The 13,929-nt window shown below is 67.6% G+C and carries 17 protein-coding genes and 2 tRNA genes; 9 read left to right on the top strand and 10 right to left on the bottom strand.

Going from position 1 to position 13,929, the window contains the following annotated elements; translation table 11 throughout:
* Positions 1 to 20: 20 nt before the first annotated feature.
* The 3 genes from KHB019_RS01420 to KHB019_RS01430 all read right to left on the bottom strand — a co-directional run bounded on the left by KHB019_RS01420 (position 21) and on the right by KHB019_RS01430 (position 4,000).
* Positions 21 to 341 (bottom strand): acylphosphatase, encoded by a 321-nt coding sequence (locus KHB019_RS01420; protein ID WP_337457945.1) that lies wholly within the window; start codon positions 339 to 341, stop codon positions 21 to 23.
* Between the two features lie 103 nt (positions 342 to 444).
* On the bottom strand, positions 445 to 2,250 hold the full coding sequence (locus KHB019_RS01425) for a DEAD/DEAH box helicase (RefSeq protein WP_230102831.1): 1,806 nt from the start codon (positions 2,248 to 2,250) through the stop codon (positions 445 to 447).
* 49 nt (positions 2,251 to 2,299) lie between these two features.
* Positions 2,300 to 4,000, bottom strand: coding sequence for a long-chain-fatty-acid--CoA ligase (locus KHB019_RS01430; RefSeq protein WP_337457946.1), 1,701 nt, complete (start codon positions 3,998 to 4,000; stop codon positions 2,300 to 2,302).
* A gap of 60 nt (positions 4,001 to 4,060) precedes the next feature.
* Here KHB019_RS01430 and gatC point away from each other — a divergent pair, with 60 nt between their 5' ends.
* From gatC to KHB019_RS01460, 6 genes are all read left to right on the top strand, one after another.
* The gene (gene gatC, locus KHB019_RS01435; protein ID WP_230102829.1) at positions 4,061 to 4,360 is read left to right on the top strand and encodes an Asp-tRNA(Asn)/Glu-tRNA(Gln) amidotransferase subunit GatC; all 300 of its coding nucleotides are present in this window, start codon (positions 4,061 to 4,063) and stop codon (positions 4,358 to 4,360) included.
* Positions 4,357 to 5,874, top strand: coding sequence for an Asp-tRNA(Asn)/Glu-tRNA(Gln) amidotransferase subunit GatA (gene gatA, locus KHB019_RS01440; protein ID WP_337457947.1), 1,518 nt, complete (start codon positions 4,357 to 4,359; stop codon positions 5,872 to 5,874). The genes gatC and gatA overlap by 4 nt, the downstream gene beginning before the upstream one ends.
* The gene (gene gatB, locus KHB019_RS01445) at positions 5,874 to 7,403 is read left to right on the top strand and encodes an Asp-tRNA(Asn)/Glu-tRNA(Gln) amidotransferase subunit GatB (protein WP_230102827.1); all 1,530 of its coding nucleotides are present in this window, start codon (positions 5,874 to 5,876) and stop codon (positions 7,401 to 7,403) included. Before gatA ends, gatB begins: the two co-directional genes overlap by 1 nt.
* A 35-nt stretch (positions 7,404 to 7,438) precedes the next feature.
* Positions 7,439 to 8,695 carry a DNA polymerase IV gene (gene dinB, locus KHB019_RS01450; RefSeq protein WP_337457948.1) on the top strand — a complete coding sequence of 419 codons (1,257 nt, stop codon included), beginning with the start codon at positions 7,439 to 7,441 and terminating at the stop codon, positions 8,693 to 8,695.
* Positions 8,696 to 8,764: 69 nt separating this feature from the next.
* A complete protein-coding gene (locus tag KHB019_RS01455; protein WP_230102825.1) occupies positions 8,765 to 9,085 on the top strand; it encodes a hypothetical protein in 321 nt (106 codons plus the stop codon).
* Positions 9,069 to 9,650: a hypothetical protein gene (locus tag KHB019_RS01460; protein ID WP_325471955.1), complete on the top strand. Its 582-nt coding sequence runs from the start codon at positions 9,069 to 9,071 to the stop codon at positions 9,648 to 9,650. The genes KHB019_RS01455 and KHB019_RS01460 overlap by 17 nt, the downstream gene beginning before the upstream one ends.
* Here KHB019_RS01460 and KHB019_RS01465 read toward each other — a convergent pair whose 3' ends face one another.
* The 6 genes from KHB019_RS01465 to orn form a co-directional block, all read right to left on the bottom strand.
* The gene (locus KHB019_RS01465) at positions 9,651 to 10,169 is read right to left on the bottom strand and encodes a DUF2017 family protein (RefSeq protein ID WP_337457949.1); all 519 of its coding nucleotides are present in this window, start codon (positions 10,167 to 10,169) and stop codon (positions 9,651 to 9,653) included.
* Positions 10,166 to 10,462: an ATP-dependent Clp protease adapter ClpS gene (clpS, locus tag KHB019_RS01470; protein WP_414684047.1), complete on the bottom strand. Its 297-nt coding sequence runs from the start codon at positions 10,460 to 10,462 to the stop codon at positions 10,166 to 10,168. The genes KHB019_RS01465 and clpS overlap by 4 nt, the downstream gene beginning before the upstream one ends.
* The gene (locus KHB019_RS01475) at positions 10,459 to 10,806 is read right to left on the bottom strand and encodes a metallopeptidase family protein (RefSeq protein ID WP_230102822.1); all 348 of its coding nucleotides are present in this window, start codon (positions 10,804 to 10,806) and stop codon (positions 10,459 to 10,461) included. The genes clpS and KHB019_RS01475 overlap by 4 nt, the downstream gene beginning before the upstream one ends.
* Positions 10,807 to 10,834: 28 nt before the next feature.
* Positions 10,835 to 11,461 (bottom strand): LysE family transporter, encoded by a 627-nt coding sequence (locus tag KHB019_RS01480; RefSeq protein ID WP_325471957.1) that lies wholly within the window; start codon positions 11,459 to 11,461, stop codon positions 10,835 to 10,837.
* Positions 11,462 to 11,522: 61 nt separating this feature from the next.
* Positions 11,523 to 11,598 (bottom strand) — tRNA-His (locus KHB019_RS01485).
* Positions 11,599 to 11,633: 35 nt separating this feature from the next.
* Positions 11,634 to 12,260 (bottom strand): oligoribonuclease, encoded by a 627-nt coding sequence (gene orn / locus KHB019_RS01490; RefSeq protein WP_230102820.1) that lies wholly within the window; start codon positions 12,258 to 12,260, stop codon positions 11,634 to 11,636.
* Positions 12,261 to 12,314: 54 nt separating this feature from the next.
* Between orn and KHB019_RS01495 the strand changes: the two genes are divergently transcribed.
* Positions 12,315 to 12,386: transfer RNA gene (locus KHB019_RS01495), tRNA-Arg, on the top strand.
* A 2-nt stretch (positions 12,387 to 12,388) separates the two neighbouring features.
* Here the strand turns inward: KHB019_RS01495 and KHB019_RS01500 are convergent.
* Positions 12,389 to 12,658, bottom strand: coding sequence for a hypothetical protein (locus KHB019_RS01500; protein ID WP_230102819.1), 270 nt, complete (start codon positions 12,656 to 12,658; stop codon positions 12,389 to 12,391).
* A gap of 192 nt (positions 12,659 to 12,850) precedes the next feature.
* Between KHB019_RS01500 and KHB019_RS01505 the strand changes: the two genes are divergently transcribed.
* Together KHB019_RS01505 and KHB019_RS01510 are read left to right on the top strand one after the other, a co-directional pair.
* Positions 12,851 to 13,345, top strand: a complete 495-nt coding sequence (locus tag KHB019_RS01505; protein WP_337457950.1) for a single-stranded DNA-binding protein — start codon at positions 12,851 to 12,853, stop codon at positions 13,343 to 13,345.
* Between the two features lie 64 nt (positions 13,346 to 13,409).
* A complete protein-coding gene (locus tag KHB019_RS01510) occupies positions 13,410 to 13,919 on the top strand; it encodes a DUF6993 domain-containing protein (RefSeq protein WP_337457951.1) in 510 nt (169 codons plus the stop codon).
* Positions 13,920 to 13,929: the final 10 nt, after the last annotated feature.

Raw genomic sequence — 13,929 nt, forward strand, 5'->3', positions numbered from 1 at the left:
TGACGTCGGCAGCAGCATTCTCAGTGGACAATGCAACTCTCGCGGGGCGATTCTCGCGGGGAGGGGTCAGGCAGTCGCGTGGATCTCGAACGTGTGGCAGAACCGGATGCCGTGCCCGACAGTGCGACCTCGTCGACGTGCGATCCCGCCGGGCCGTGAGCGATCGCCTCGAGGACGTCCTGGACAGCGGCATCCGGCCCGTGCAGCTCAGCCTCGACGGCGCCGTCACGCAGATTGCGCACCCACCCGGTCACGGCGTGAGCGGTCGCAGCATCCCTCACGAACCACCGGAACCCGACGCCCTGCACGCGTCCGCGCACGACGACCCGCACTGACCTCATGCGTCCCAGCATGCCAGCGGCGAAAGCACGAGACGAGGTTTACGGCACGAGACGGGCGTTCAGAACGCTTGTCTCGTGCGGCAAACCTCGTCTCGCGGCGCGTTCAGCCCTTGTGACGGGGCTTGCGGAACGGCTTGTCGTCGCGTGACGGACGGTCGCGTCGCTCGTAGCCGCCGTCGCGCGGGACTCGTGCGCCACCGCCGCGGGGGCCGCGGTCGGCCTTGATCTCGATCGCACGCCCCGAGATGCGCGTGTCGCGCAGCTTCTCGAGCACGGACGAGTCCATGTTCGCCGGCAGCTCGACGATCGAGAAGTCGGGGTTGATCTTGATCGCGCCGAAGTCGTCGCGGCCCAGCCCGCCCTCGTTCGCCAGGGCGCCGACGATCTGACGCGGCTCGACCCGGTGACGACGGCCGACCTCGATGCGGTACGGCGCGTAGTCGCCGCGGCTCCGACGCTCACGGGGGTCTCGTGCCGGCCGATCCCGATCCCGCCCCTCGCGAGGGGGACGGTTGTCGCGCTCGACGGCGGCGGTCAGGGCATCGTTGGCGGGGTCGAGCAGGAGCGGGGTCTCGCCCTGCGCGACCACTGCCAGCGCGGCTGCGACATCGGCCTCCGGCACGTCGTGGTTGCGGACGTAGTGGGCGATGATGTCACGGAACTTCTCGATGCGATCCTGCTCGCCGAGCGCCGTGGTGATGGCGTCGTCGAAGCGGGCGAGGCGCGTGGTGTTCACGTCCTCCATCGTCGGCAGCTGCATCTGCGTCGGCTGCTGACGGGTCGCCTTCTCGATGTGCTTGAGCAGATAGCGCTCACGCGGAGTGATGAAGCTGATCGCGTCGCCGGTGCGGCCGGCGCGACCGGTGCGGCCGATGCGGTGCACGTAGGACTCGGTGTCGGTGGGGATATCGAAGTTGACGACGTGGCTGATGCGCTCCACATCCAGGCCCCGGGCGGCGACGTCGGTCGCGACGAGGATGTCGAGCTTGCCGTCCTTCAGCTGGTTGACGCTGCGCTCGCGCTGCACCTGCGGAACATCGCCGTTGATCGCCGCAGCCGAGTACCCGCGGGCGCGCAGCTTCTCTGCGAGAGTCTCGGTCTCGTTCTTGGTGCGGACGAACACGATCATGCCGTCGAAGTTCTCGACCTCGAGGATCCGGGTCAGAGCGTCGACCTTCTGCTGGTACGAGACGACGAGGTACCGCTGCGTGATGTTCTGGTTCGTCGTGGTCTTCGCGGTGATCGCGACTTCTTCAGGCGTGTTCAGGTACTGCTGCGCGAGGCGGCGGATCGCCGGCGGCATCGTCGCCGAGAACAGGGCGACCTGCTTCTCGGCCGGTGTCTGGGCGAGGATCTGCTCGACATCCTCGGCGAAGCCCATCTTCAGCATCTCGTCGGCCTCATCGAGGACGAGGTACTTCAGCTCCGACAGGTCGAGAGTGCCCTTGGCCTGGTGGTCCATGATGCGACCCGGCGTGCCGACGATGATGTGCACGCCGCGCCGCAGAGCGGACAGCTGCTGCCCGTAGCCCTGCCCGCCGTAGACGGGCAGCACGTGCACGCCCTTCATCTTCGCGGCATAGGACTCGAAGGCCTCGCACACCTGGAGCGCGAGCTCGCGGGTCGGCGCGAGCACGAGCGCCTGCGGCGTCTTCTGCGTGACGTCGAGGTTCTCGAGCACCGGCAGCGCGAAGGCAGCGGTCTTGCCCGTTCCCGTCTGCGCGGTGCCGAGCACGTCGCGCCCCTGAAGCAGGAGCGGAATCGTCGCCGCCTGGATAGGGGAGGGGGTCTCGTACCCGAGGTCGCGGATCGCCTTCAGGACGGGCCCGGTGATGCCGAGCTCCTCGAAACCGGGAGCGGTGGGTGGTTCTTCGGTGGGCGCGGTCAGCGATGCGTCTTCAGGGGTCACTACCTAAAGGTAGCGCCCCGGTGGTCTCGTTGTCTGTGAAGTCGCATCCTCACTCGGAGCCGGTCAGGGCGAGAATCCGCTCCTTGACCTGGCGGCGCAGCACTTTGCCGATGAGAGACTTCGGCAGCTCATCGACGACGAACAACCGTCGGGGGACCTTGTAGGGGGTCAGGATGCCGCGGGCGAAAGCACGGATCGCCTCCTCGTCCAGCTCGGCATCGGCTGCCAGCACGATCGCGGCGACGACCTCTTCGCCCGAGTGATCGCTCGGCATGCCGACGACGGCGACGTCGTCGATCGCCGGATGCTGACGCAGCACGTTCTCGACCTCGGTCGGGGAGACGTTGAAGCCGCCGGTGATGATCAGCTCCTTGATCCGGTCGACGATCCGCACGAACCCGGTGTCGTCGATCGTGACGATGTCGCCCGTGCGGTACCAGCCGTCGACGAACGCCTCCTCCGTCGCCTCCGGCTTGCCGTAGTAGCCCGAGAAGACCTGCGGGCCCCGCACGACCAGTTCGCCGGGGGAGCCGGACTCAACGTCCTTGGTCGGCTCGTCGGGGTCGACCACGCGGCATTCCGTGCCGGGCAGCGGTAGACCGACCGTGCCCGCGACGCGGTTGTCGGCCACCGGGTTCGCCATGAGGACGGGGGAGCATTCGCTCAGTCCGTAGCCCTCGACGAGGTAGCCGCCGCTGGCGGCCTCGAACGGCACGACGAGATCGTGCGGAAGCGCCATCGCGCCCGAGATCGCGACGTCGGTGCCGGCGAGCGAGACGCCCTTCGCCTTCGCGGCAGCGAGCAGCCGGTCGGCGATCGGCGGGACGAGCGGCAGGAACGTCGGCGGATGCTTCTTGACGACGTCGAGCACGAGGTCGGGGTCGAACTTCGGGAACAGCACGAGCCGTGCACCCATCGACATCGCGAAGGTGAGGCACAGGGTCAGTCCGTAGGCGTGGAACATCGGCAGCACCGCGTAGACGACGCACCCGTGGCCGCGCTGGATCGACGGCACCCATGCCCTCGCCTGCGCGGCGTTCGCGAGGAGATTGCGATGCGTGAGCGCGGCGCCCTTCGGAGTGCCCGTCGTACCGGAGGTGTACTGGATGATGGCGAGATCGTCGGTCGCCGGCTTCGGATGCGATGCGGGCAGCGGGTCGGATGCCACCACCTTCTCCCACGGAACGGTTCCGCGCACCTTCTCGCTGAGGGCCGCACGCGACTCGCGCGCCTTCGCGACCGGAAGCGTGAGTGCGACGCGGGTCAGGAACGGCATCGCTCGCGTGACGTCGACGGAGACGAGAGCGTTCACCGCGAGATCGCGGGGGAAGTCCTGGACGGTGCCGACGACCTTGTTCCAGACGATGGCGTGCTTGGCGCCGTGATCCTCGAACTGCTTGCGCAGCTCCCTCGGCGTGTACAGCGGGTTGTGCTCGACGACGACCGCGCCCAGTCGCAGGACCGCATAGAAGGCGACGATGTGCTGCGGGCAGTTCGGCAGAACGATGGCCACAGGGTCGCCGGATCGGACGCCGAGGGCGTGAAGGCCGGCGGCGGCCCGGTCGATCGCGTCCTGCAAGTGCGCGTACGTCGTCTCGCGGCCGAAGAACTCCAGCGCAGGAGCATCCGGATAGTCACGCGCCGACGCCTCGACGATGTCGATGAGCGACCCGGTGACAGCGGCGAGATCTTCTGGAACCCCGTCGGCGTAGCTGGAGATCCAAGGACGAGGGGGAACGTACGTCGTCATGGTGTCCAGCCTATTGCGATCACGGCAGGCCGCCCGCAGAGCGCCAACTAGAATGGACGGGTGTCTGAAATCACCCCTGATCTTGTGCGCCATCTCGGCGTGCTCGCGCGCATCCAGCTGAACGACGACGAGGTGACGCTGCTCACGGGGCAGCTCGACGCCATCGTCGACAACATCGCGAAGGTCTCGCAGGTCGCGACGCCGGACGTGGTGGCCACGAGCCACCCGATCCCGCTCGCGAACGTGTTCCGCCCCGATGAGGTCGGCGAGACGCTCACGCACGAGCAGGTGCTGCAGAACGCGCCGGATGCCGCGGACGGCCGTTTCCGCGTGACTGCGATCCTCGGAGAAGAACAATGAGCGATCTCATCCGACTGACCGCCGCCGAACTCGCCGACAAGCTCTCCGCGGGCGAGATCTCCAGCCGCGAGGCCACACGGGCGCACCTCGACCGCATCGCCGCCGTCGACGGCGACGTCCACGCCTTCCTGCACGTGAACGACGGAGCCCTGGCCGCAGCCGACGCGATCGACAGCGCGCGCGCCGCGGGCGAGCAGCTCCACCCGCTCGCCGGTGTCCCGCTGGCGATCAAGGACGTCCTGGTCACCACCGATCAGCCCACCACCAGTGGCTCGAAGATCCTCGAGGGCTACATGTCGCCCTACGACGCGACCGTCGTCGCGCGCTCGCGCGCTGCCGGGCTCGTGCCGCTCGGCAAGACGAACATGGACGAGTTCGCGATGGGCTCCTCCACCGAGCACTCGGCCTACGGCCCGACCCGCAACCCGTGGGACCTCGACCGCATCCCCGGTGGCTCCGGTGGGGGCTCCGCAGCCGCCGTCGCCGCTTTCGAGGCGCCGCTCGCGCTCGGCTCCGACACCGGCGGCTCGATCCGACAGCCCGCGCACGTCACGGGAACCGTCGGAGTCAAGCCCACATACGGCGGTGTCAGCCGCTACGGCGCGATCGCCCTGGCGTCGAGTCTCGACCAGGTCGGACCCGTCACTCGCACGGTGCTCGACTCCGGGCTTCTGCACGACGTCATCGCCGGGCACGACCCCCGGGACTCGACGTCGCTGACCGACGCATGGCCATCCTTCGCGGATGCCGCCCGTGAGGGCGCCAGCGGGGACGTGCTCAAGGGACTCAGGGTGGGCGTCATCAAGGAGCTGCCCGACTCCGGGTTCCAGCCCGGCGTCGCGGCATCCTTCCGCGCCTCCCTCGAACTGCTCGAGAAGCACGGCGCCGAGGTCGTCGAGATCTCCACGCCGCACTTCGAGTACGGCGTTGCGGCGTACTACCTGATCCTTCCCGCTGAGGCGTCGAGCAACCTGGCGAAGTTCGACTCCGTCCGATTCGGGCTGCGCGTCACGCCCGAGGGCGGCGCGACCGTCGAGGACGTCATGTCGGCGACGCGCGAGGCCGGGTTCGGCGATGAGGTCAAGCGCCGCATCATCCTCGGCACGTACGCGCTGTCGGCCGGGTACTACGACGCCTACTACGGCAGCGCGCAGAAGGTGCGCACGCTGATCCAGCAGGACTTCGACCGCGCGTTCGAGCAGGTCGACGTCATGGCGACGCCGTCGGCTCCGACCACGGCGTTCAAGATCGGCGAACGGATCGATGACCCGCTGCAGATGTACTTGAACGACGTCACGACGATCCCGGCGAACCTCGCCGGCGTCCCCGGCATCTCGATCCCGTCGGGGCTGGCTGATGACGACGGCCTGCCCGTCGGCATCCAGTTCCTGGCGCCCGCGCGTGAGGATGCTCGTCTGTACCGTGTCGGCGCCGCGCTCGAGACGCTACTGGTCGACTCGTGGGGAGCCCCGCTGCTCACCCGCGCACCGCAGCTCGCAGGAGGGAACCGCTGATGGCCGCGGCAAAGCTGATGGACTTCGACAAGGCACTGGAGCTGTTCGAGCCCGTGCTCGGCTTCGAGGTGCACGTCGAACTCAACACGAACACGAAGATGTTCTCCGCGGCGCCCAACCCCGCCAACGAGAAGTACCACGCTGCCGACCCGAACACGCTCATCGCGCCGGTCGATCTCGGTCTGCCCGGTGCGATGCCGGTCGTGAACGAGACGGCGATCCGCTCGTCGATCAGCCTCGGTCTCGCGTTGAACTGCTCGATCGCAGAGTCGAGCCGGTTCGCGCGCAAGAACTACTTCTACCCTGACCTCGGCAAGAACTACCAGATCTCCCAGTACGACGAGCCGATCGCCTACGAGGGCTCCGTCGTCGTCGAGCTCGAGGACGGCACGCTCGTGACCGTGCCGATCGAGCGCGCGCACATGGAGGAGGACGCGGGCAAGCTGACCCACATGGGCGGGGCGACCGGTCGCATCCAGGGCGCGGAGTACTCGCTCGTCGACTACAACCGTGCCGGGGTGCCGCTGGTCGAGATCGTCACCAAGACGATCTTCGGCACGGATCACCGCGCTCCCGAGGTGGCGAAGGCCTACGTCTCCACGATCCGCGACATCGTGCGCAGCCTCGGCATCTCCGAGGCGCGTCTCGAACGCGGAAACCTGCGCTGCGACGCGAACGTGTCGCTGCGTCCGCGCGTCGCCGAGGGCGAGGAGCCGGCTCCGCTCGGCACCCGCACCGAGACGAAGAACGTCAACTCCATGCGATCCGTCGAGCGCGCCGTGCGGTACGAGATCCAGCGTCAGGCGCAGATCCTCCACGATGGTGGAACGATCACGCAGGAGACCCGCCACTGGCACGAGGACACCGGGACGACCTCACCGGGGCGCCCCAAGTCGGACGCCGATGACTACCGGTACTTCCCTGAGCCTGACCTTCTTCCTGTGCAGCCGGCGGCCTCGCTCGTGGAGGAGCTGCGCGCGGCGCTCCCTGAGCAGCCGGTCACCCGTCGCCGTCGCCTCAAGGCCGACTGGGGCTTCACCGACCTGGAGTTCCAGGACGTCCGCAACGGCGGGCTCATCGACGAGGTCGAGGCCACGATCGCCGCTGGTGCTACGCCGGCTGCGGCACGCAAGTGGTGGACGGGCGAGATCTCCCGCCTCGCGAACGCGCAGGACAAGGATGCCGCCGAGCTGATCAGCCCCGAGAACGTCGCCGCGCTGCAGAAGCTCGTCGACGAGGGCACGCTCACCGACAAACTCGCCCGGCAGGTCCTCGAGGGCGTCATCGCCGGTGAGGGAACGCCGCAGGAGGTCGTCGACTCGCGCGGTCTGGCTGTCGTGTCGGACGACGGCGCGCTGATCGCCGCGATCGATGATGCTCTGGCTGCTCAGCCCGACGTCATGGCCAAGATCAAGGACGGCAAGGTGCAGGCGGCCGGTGCGATCATCGGCGCTGTGATGAAGGCCATGAAGGGTCAGGCGGATGCCGCCCGAGTGCGGGAACTCGTTCTGGAGCGTGCCGCGCAGTAGTTCTCGATGTCTGACCCCCAGAGGAGAATGGTCGCATGGGGCGCGGTGACGGACGTGGCCGCATCGTCTCGCCAGACGGTGCGGACGACACGGGTACGCGCATCCTCCACGTCGACATGGACGCGTTCTACGCGGCCGTCGAGGTCATGGATGACCCGTCCCTGCGGGGCCTGCCGCTGATCATCGGTGCGCCGGACGGCCGTTCCGTCGTCTCGAGCGCGTCCTACGAGGCTCGTCGCTACGGGGTGCGGGCTGCCATGCCCGTGGGGCAGGCGATGCGTCTGTGCCCCACGGCGAGGATCGTGATGCCGCATTTCGACCGGTACCAGGCGGTGTCCAAGCAGGTCATGGCGGTGTTCGAGTCGATCACGCCCATGGTCGAACCCCTGTCGGTCGATGAGGCGTTCCTCGATGTGCAGGGCGTTCGGCGATTGTGGGGGAGCCCTGGACAGATCGCGAAGATCGTGCGCGAGCGGGTGCAGGCCGAAGTCGGCATCGCTTGCAGTGTCGGGGTCGCCGCCACCAAGCACGTCGCGAAGATGGCTTCGACCATCTCGAAACCAGACGGTCTGCTCATCGTCGCAGCCGCCGACACCTTGGACTTCCTGGCGCCGCGCTCGGTGCGGGCGATGTGGGGAGTGGGTCCCAAGGCTTCGGAGGCGCTCGAGGCACGCGGCATCCGGACCATCGGCGACATCAGGGACTCACCGCAGGAGATGCTCGATCGTGCGGTCGGCGCTGCACTCGGTGCACGCATCGCCCAGCTCGCTCGAGGCCAGGATGCCAGGGCCGTCGAGACCGAACGGGTCGAGAAGAGTGTGGGCCATGAAGAGACGTTCGAGACCGACGTCATCGACCGGGAGTTCCTGCGCGCCGAACTTCTGCGCCTCGCCGATCGCGTCGCGGTACGGCTCCGTCGCGCGGACTGGGAGTGCGCGACCGTGGCGATCAAGATCCGATTCGACGACTTCACCACTCTCAGTCGATCGCAGACGCTCGCCGAACCCACCTCGGTCGGTCAGCGCATCGGGGAGGCCGCACAGAGCCTGTACGAATCGATCGACCGGAGGGATCCGATTCGCCTCGTCGGAGTGCGCGCGGAGAAGCTCCGCCCTGCCGGCAGCTCGGCGTTCGCGCTCTGGGACGACGATGAGCACTGGCGCAAGGTCGAAGGCGCACTCGACGATGCACGCGCACGATTCGGCAGTGCCACGATCACCCGCGCCCGGCACGTCGGACGCGGAGACGGCCGAGGCGCCGTGCGTCACCCGAAGGACCACGGCGTCGATTGAGCGCGGCGTCGATTGAGCACGGCGACGATTGAGCCCCCGAAGGCGACCGCAGCCCTGTACCGTTGAATCATGCCGAACATCGCACTGGACCTCGGAAAGCAGATCGCCTCCTTCGGCGTCAAGGCCGCCTACGGCGAGCCTCAGGATGTCGACGGTGTGAGCATCACGCCTGTCGCCCTGACCTGGGCCGGTTTCGGCGGTGGCGCCGACCAGGACGAGAACGGCGGCGGGGGCGGCGGAGGCGTGTCCATTCCGCTGGGCGTATACGTTCGACGTGAGGAAGGTCTGCGATTCGAGCCGAACATCGTGGCGCTGCTCGCGGTCGCCATCCCGTTCGTCTGGGTCGCCGGGCGGGCGCTGTCGCGCGTGATCCGTGCCCTCAAGAAGTAACGACCCGCTCGCGCAGGCGCTCCAGCGCGGTGCCGGCCAGGTCATCGAGGCCATCGTCGCGGTCGAAGCATCCAACCCGGTCGTGCTCATCGACGGCAGGGCGGGCGCGGGAAAGACCACGCTGTCGCGCATGGTCGCCGCGAACTGGCCGCTGGCAGGTCGCCCGCAGTTGATCGCGCTCGACTCGCTCTACCCGGGCTGGGACGGCCTGGATGCCGGCACCGAGCGTGCGCTCCACGACATCCTGCGGCCGCACGGGCGCGGGCTGCTCACCACGTGGCGACGCTGGGACTGGGAGCTGGAGGGCGAGGCGGAGGCGTACGCCGTGAACCCGGCGCTCGGCGTCATCCTCGAAGGCTGTGGTGCGATCAATCCGGCGACTGCCCGACTGGCCGATGTGCGCGTGTGGGTGGAGTCACCGGAGGCGTCGCGCAAGCGGCGTGCTCTTGAACGCGACGGCGACGGGTTCCGTCCGCATTGGGATCGCTGGGCCGCGCAGGAGGACCGTCATCTGCGTCGGGACGATCCGAGGGAGCTCGCGTCGGTGACGGTCGCCGTTCCCTGATCAGACGTCGTCAGGGATCTCATCCAGCGCATCGGCGATAGCGATGAGGCTGTCCAACCGGTACGCCAGCCAGTCGTAGACGCCGAAGCGTGCATCGTCGGGATCATGATCGTCATCCGCAGTCGTGATGCCGAGTCGAGTCGCGATGATGAGGCGCAGCGCCGTGAGAGTGCGCAACCAGGCGTCGATCTCCGCGCGCCTGATGGTGATCTCGATCTGGTCCGGCTGGTCCTCGTTCTCGCCCTCGTCATCCTCGCCCGGGTCGACGAACATCTCGAGCGCTCGGCGCACGACGGCGGCGTCTGCCGTGCGCCGATCGAGCAGATCGTCACGGGTCGCCGTCGCGAACTCGGCCGCCGCAGCGGGGTCATCCGGGTACGGCGCCGGGGTCAGCCTGTCGATCGCCGGATCCGGGGCCTCGTCGGCTGCCGCGATCACGAGGGTGAGTTCATCCACGAGCCCCGCCAGGTGGAGGCCTTCGATGAGGGCCATGCGGAACGAGATCTCGTCGACGTTCACAGCGGCGCCTTTCGCACGGTGGCCCACAATCCGTAGTCGTGCATCGCCTGGGCATGCACCTCCATGGTCTCGCGCGGGCCACTGGCGACGATCGCGTGACCGTCGTGGTGGACGGCGAGCATGAGCGTCGTCGCGTGCTCGGCCGAGTAGCCGAAGTAGGTGCGGAACACCCGCACGACGTAGCTCATCAGGTTCACCGGGTCGTTCCAGACGACGACCTGCCACGGCTCCAACGGCGCGGCCTGCAGGTCCGTCGCCTGATCGAGGTCGGGTACGGCGATCGGGATGCTCACGCCCACCCCAGTTCGTGCAGCTGTTCGTCGTCGATTCCGAAGAAGTGCGCGATCTCGTGGACGAGGGTGGTGTGGACCTCATCGCGCAGCTCGTCCTCGTCGCGACAGCGGTCGAGGTGCGGCTCGCGGTAGACGACGATGCGGTCCGGCAGTTCGCCCATGCCGTAGTGGCCGCGCTCGGTCAGCGCGAGTCCGTCGTAGAGGCCGAGCAGATCGAGGCTGCCGTCCTCCGGGCGGTCCTCGACGACGAAGATGACGTTCTCGAGACCTTCGACCATCTCATCGGGCAGGCGATCGAGCTCGTCGACGACGAGCTCCTCGAAAGCGGCAGCATCCATCTCCATCGTCGACCAGCCTACGACCAGCGGGAAGTCAGTGGATGAACAGCAGAAGCGCAGCGACCAACAGGAACAGGCTGCCGAAGATGACGTTCAGGATCTTCACGCCGCGGCGTGTGCGGGTCAGCACCCGGAACGGTCGAGCGGCCGTCGCGAAGAATCCCCACATCACCACGACGTCCACCGCGATGACCGTTCCGATCAGGAGCGCGTACTGGGGGAGCGGCGGCTGATCGAGTCGGATGAACTGCGGCACGAATGCGAGGAAGAAGACGATCGCCTTCGGGTTGAGGACATTCACCCAGAAGCCGCGGCGGATCATCGAGAATCGGCCTTCGCGAGTCGGGGCGACGCCGTCGGATGCCGCCGGCTCCGGCACGCGTGCGAAGATCATGCGGAGTCCGAGGAACGCCAGGTAGGCGGCACCGCTGTACCGCACGATGTCGAACAGGATGGGGGAGCGCGAGACGAGAAGCCCGACACCGGCGGCCACGATGACGACGTGCACGATGAGCGCGAGCTGCTGGCCGATCACGCCCCAGACGGATCGTCGCCAGCCGTGTGCGAGAGCGTTGGACATCGTGTTGATGGCGCCGGCTCCCGGAGTGAAGCTGATGACGATGGAGGCCGTGAGCAGGGAGAGCCAGACCGTCAGTGACACAGAGTGATCCTAGTGATGGAGCTACGACGAAGGCTCGCACCGATCGATGCGAGCCTTCTGATGGGGTGGCTAACGGGGCTTGAACCCGCGACCCCCGCGACCACAACGCGGTGCTCTACCAACTGAGCTATAGCCACCATGTGCCCGCTGAGCGGACAACCACTCAAGTGTATTACACCTCTGAAGCGAACGATGACACCGTGCGATCGGCGATCGCGCGTGCCTCATCGCTGGTCGGTCCTGGTTCGGCGACGAACACGGCTTCGCGGTAATACTGGAGCTCGCGGATGGATTCGAGGATGTCGGCCAGCGCTCGGTGACCGCCGTCCTTCGCCGGTGCCTGGAAGAAGACCCGGGGGTACCAGCGTCGGGAGAGCTCCTTGATGCTCGAGACGTCGACGTTCCGGTAGTGCAGCCACTGGTCGATCTGCGGCATGTATTTGGCGAGGAACATGCGGTCGGTGCCGATCGTGTTGCCGGCCAGGGGAGCCTTGCGCTCCTGCGGCACGAATCGCTTGATGTAGGCGAGGGTCTGCGCTTCGGCTTCGGCCAGGCTCACTCCGAGCGGGATCTCTCCGATCAGTCCCGAACTCGTGTGCATGGCGGTCACGAACTCGCCCATGTTCGCGAGTGCCGCATCGCTCGGCTTGATCACGATCTGGAACCCGGGATCAACCGGACGCAGTTCGAAATCGGTGATCACGACAGCGATCTCGACGAGTTCGTCGATCGAGAGATCGAGTCCCGTCATCTCGCAATCGATCCAGACGAGGCGGTCGTTCTCGGACGCAGATACCATCCCCTCATTCTAGTGAGGGGACCGACATCGCCCCTGATACCGTAGAAGCGGCCCGCCTCCGTAGCTCAGAGGAAGAGCATCGGCTTTCTAATCCGTTGGTCGCAGGTTCGATTCCTGCCGGGGGCACTTCACCCGTTGCGTAGCGCCTGCACAGCGTCGTCGGCGCGCCAGAAGTCGCCGACGAGCCGGAAGGTGCCGGTCGCGAGGTGCAGTCGTTCTGCGCGGTAGCGGAGTCCCAGCGGGTCGGCCAGGATGCGTAGGTGACCGAGGACACGCCCTGTGGCATCCTGCACCCGCCAGAGGTGGTCGGATGCGCGCACCAGATGCTCACGTGCGGATGTCAGGTGCGGTGCGGCGTAGGGGATCTCGGGGACGGGAAGCTTCTGGGTGGTGGACATCGGTCTCTCCTTTCGATTCGAACATATGAGCGACCACCGACATTCGGGGCGTCGGCGACGACGCACTCGAACTGCACAGGCCGGGCGCGGCGCGGGTTCTCCACCGCCCCTGGGATCCGGCTCATCGCGCGTCGGTGTCCGGGGGCACTCTGAGGGGACCCGGGCTTGCTCCGGACCACCAAGGAGAAAGACATGAATGACACTGTGACGATCCTCGGCCGCGTCGGCGGCGACCCCAACCGCAGCGAGACGACCACTGGAATCCCGGTGGTGAACTTTCGCGTCGCGAGTCCGCAGGGCTGGTACGACGCGAAGAGTCAGACGTTCATCGAAACCGGGACGAACTGGTACAACGTCTCGGCGTTCCGCCGGCTCGCCGAGCACGCGAAGGTGTCGCTGCGCTCGGGCGACGCGGTGATCGTGACCGGACGGCTCAAGCTGCGCGAGTGGGAAAGCGGAGGGAAGAAGGGGATGAGCGCCGACATCGACGCGGATGCACTGGGACACGATCTGCGCTGGGGCACGGCTGCCTTCGCGAAGGCGCCCACGGCGAACTCGTCGACTTCGACGCCGACGACTCCGGATGCTGCGTCCTCCACGCAGGATCAGGACACCGATGGGCTCGAGGACGACTTCGTCGAACCGTCGGCCGAAGATCGCGCCGAGGTGTGGAACGTGACGGTCTGAGCGCGGGCGCCGCACGAACGTGCGGCCGGGCTCGGTCGACCGGACGCGTACGTAGGATCGGAGTGTGTTTCGTCGACTCGCCGCCTCTCGTTCGCGCATCGCCCTGGCCGCACTGCTCGTGGCGGGATGCGGGGGGCTGGCCGCGTGCACGCCCGCCGTCGACGCGGGCCCGACGCCGGCCCCCACGCCGATAGCAACGGACACCGCTTCATCTGCTGCGACGCCAACGCCTAATGGCCCCGCACTGCATCCCAACGACTCCGCCGAGGCGAACCTGCCGCTGTTCGCGCAGGTGACGGGCGCGGTCTGGGCGAGCAGTGGCAGCTCGTCCGGCCGGGCGTATATCGATGCGCTCGTCGAGGCCGGCTTCGAGAAGTCGGCCATGCAGGTCACGCAGGACGCGACGACGGTCGGAAACGCCGTGGAGAGCCTGCAGTTCTCCGTCCGCTGGGGCGAGAGCGAATGCCTGGTCGGACAGGTGGGCCCGTCGACGGGGAATCCGGTGACGAAGGTCATGGACCAACTGGCTGAGGGACGATGCCTGATCGGAGATACTCGCTCGATCGACTGGTGACCTACAGCCG

The sequence above is a fragment of the Microbacterium sp. KHB019 genome (assembly GCF_037285405.1).
Lineage (GTDB): Bacteria > Actinomycetota > Actinomycetes > Actinomycetales > Microbacteriaceae > Microbacterium.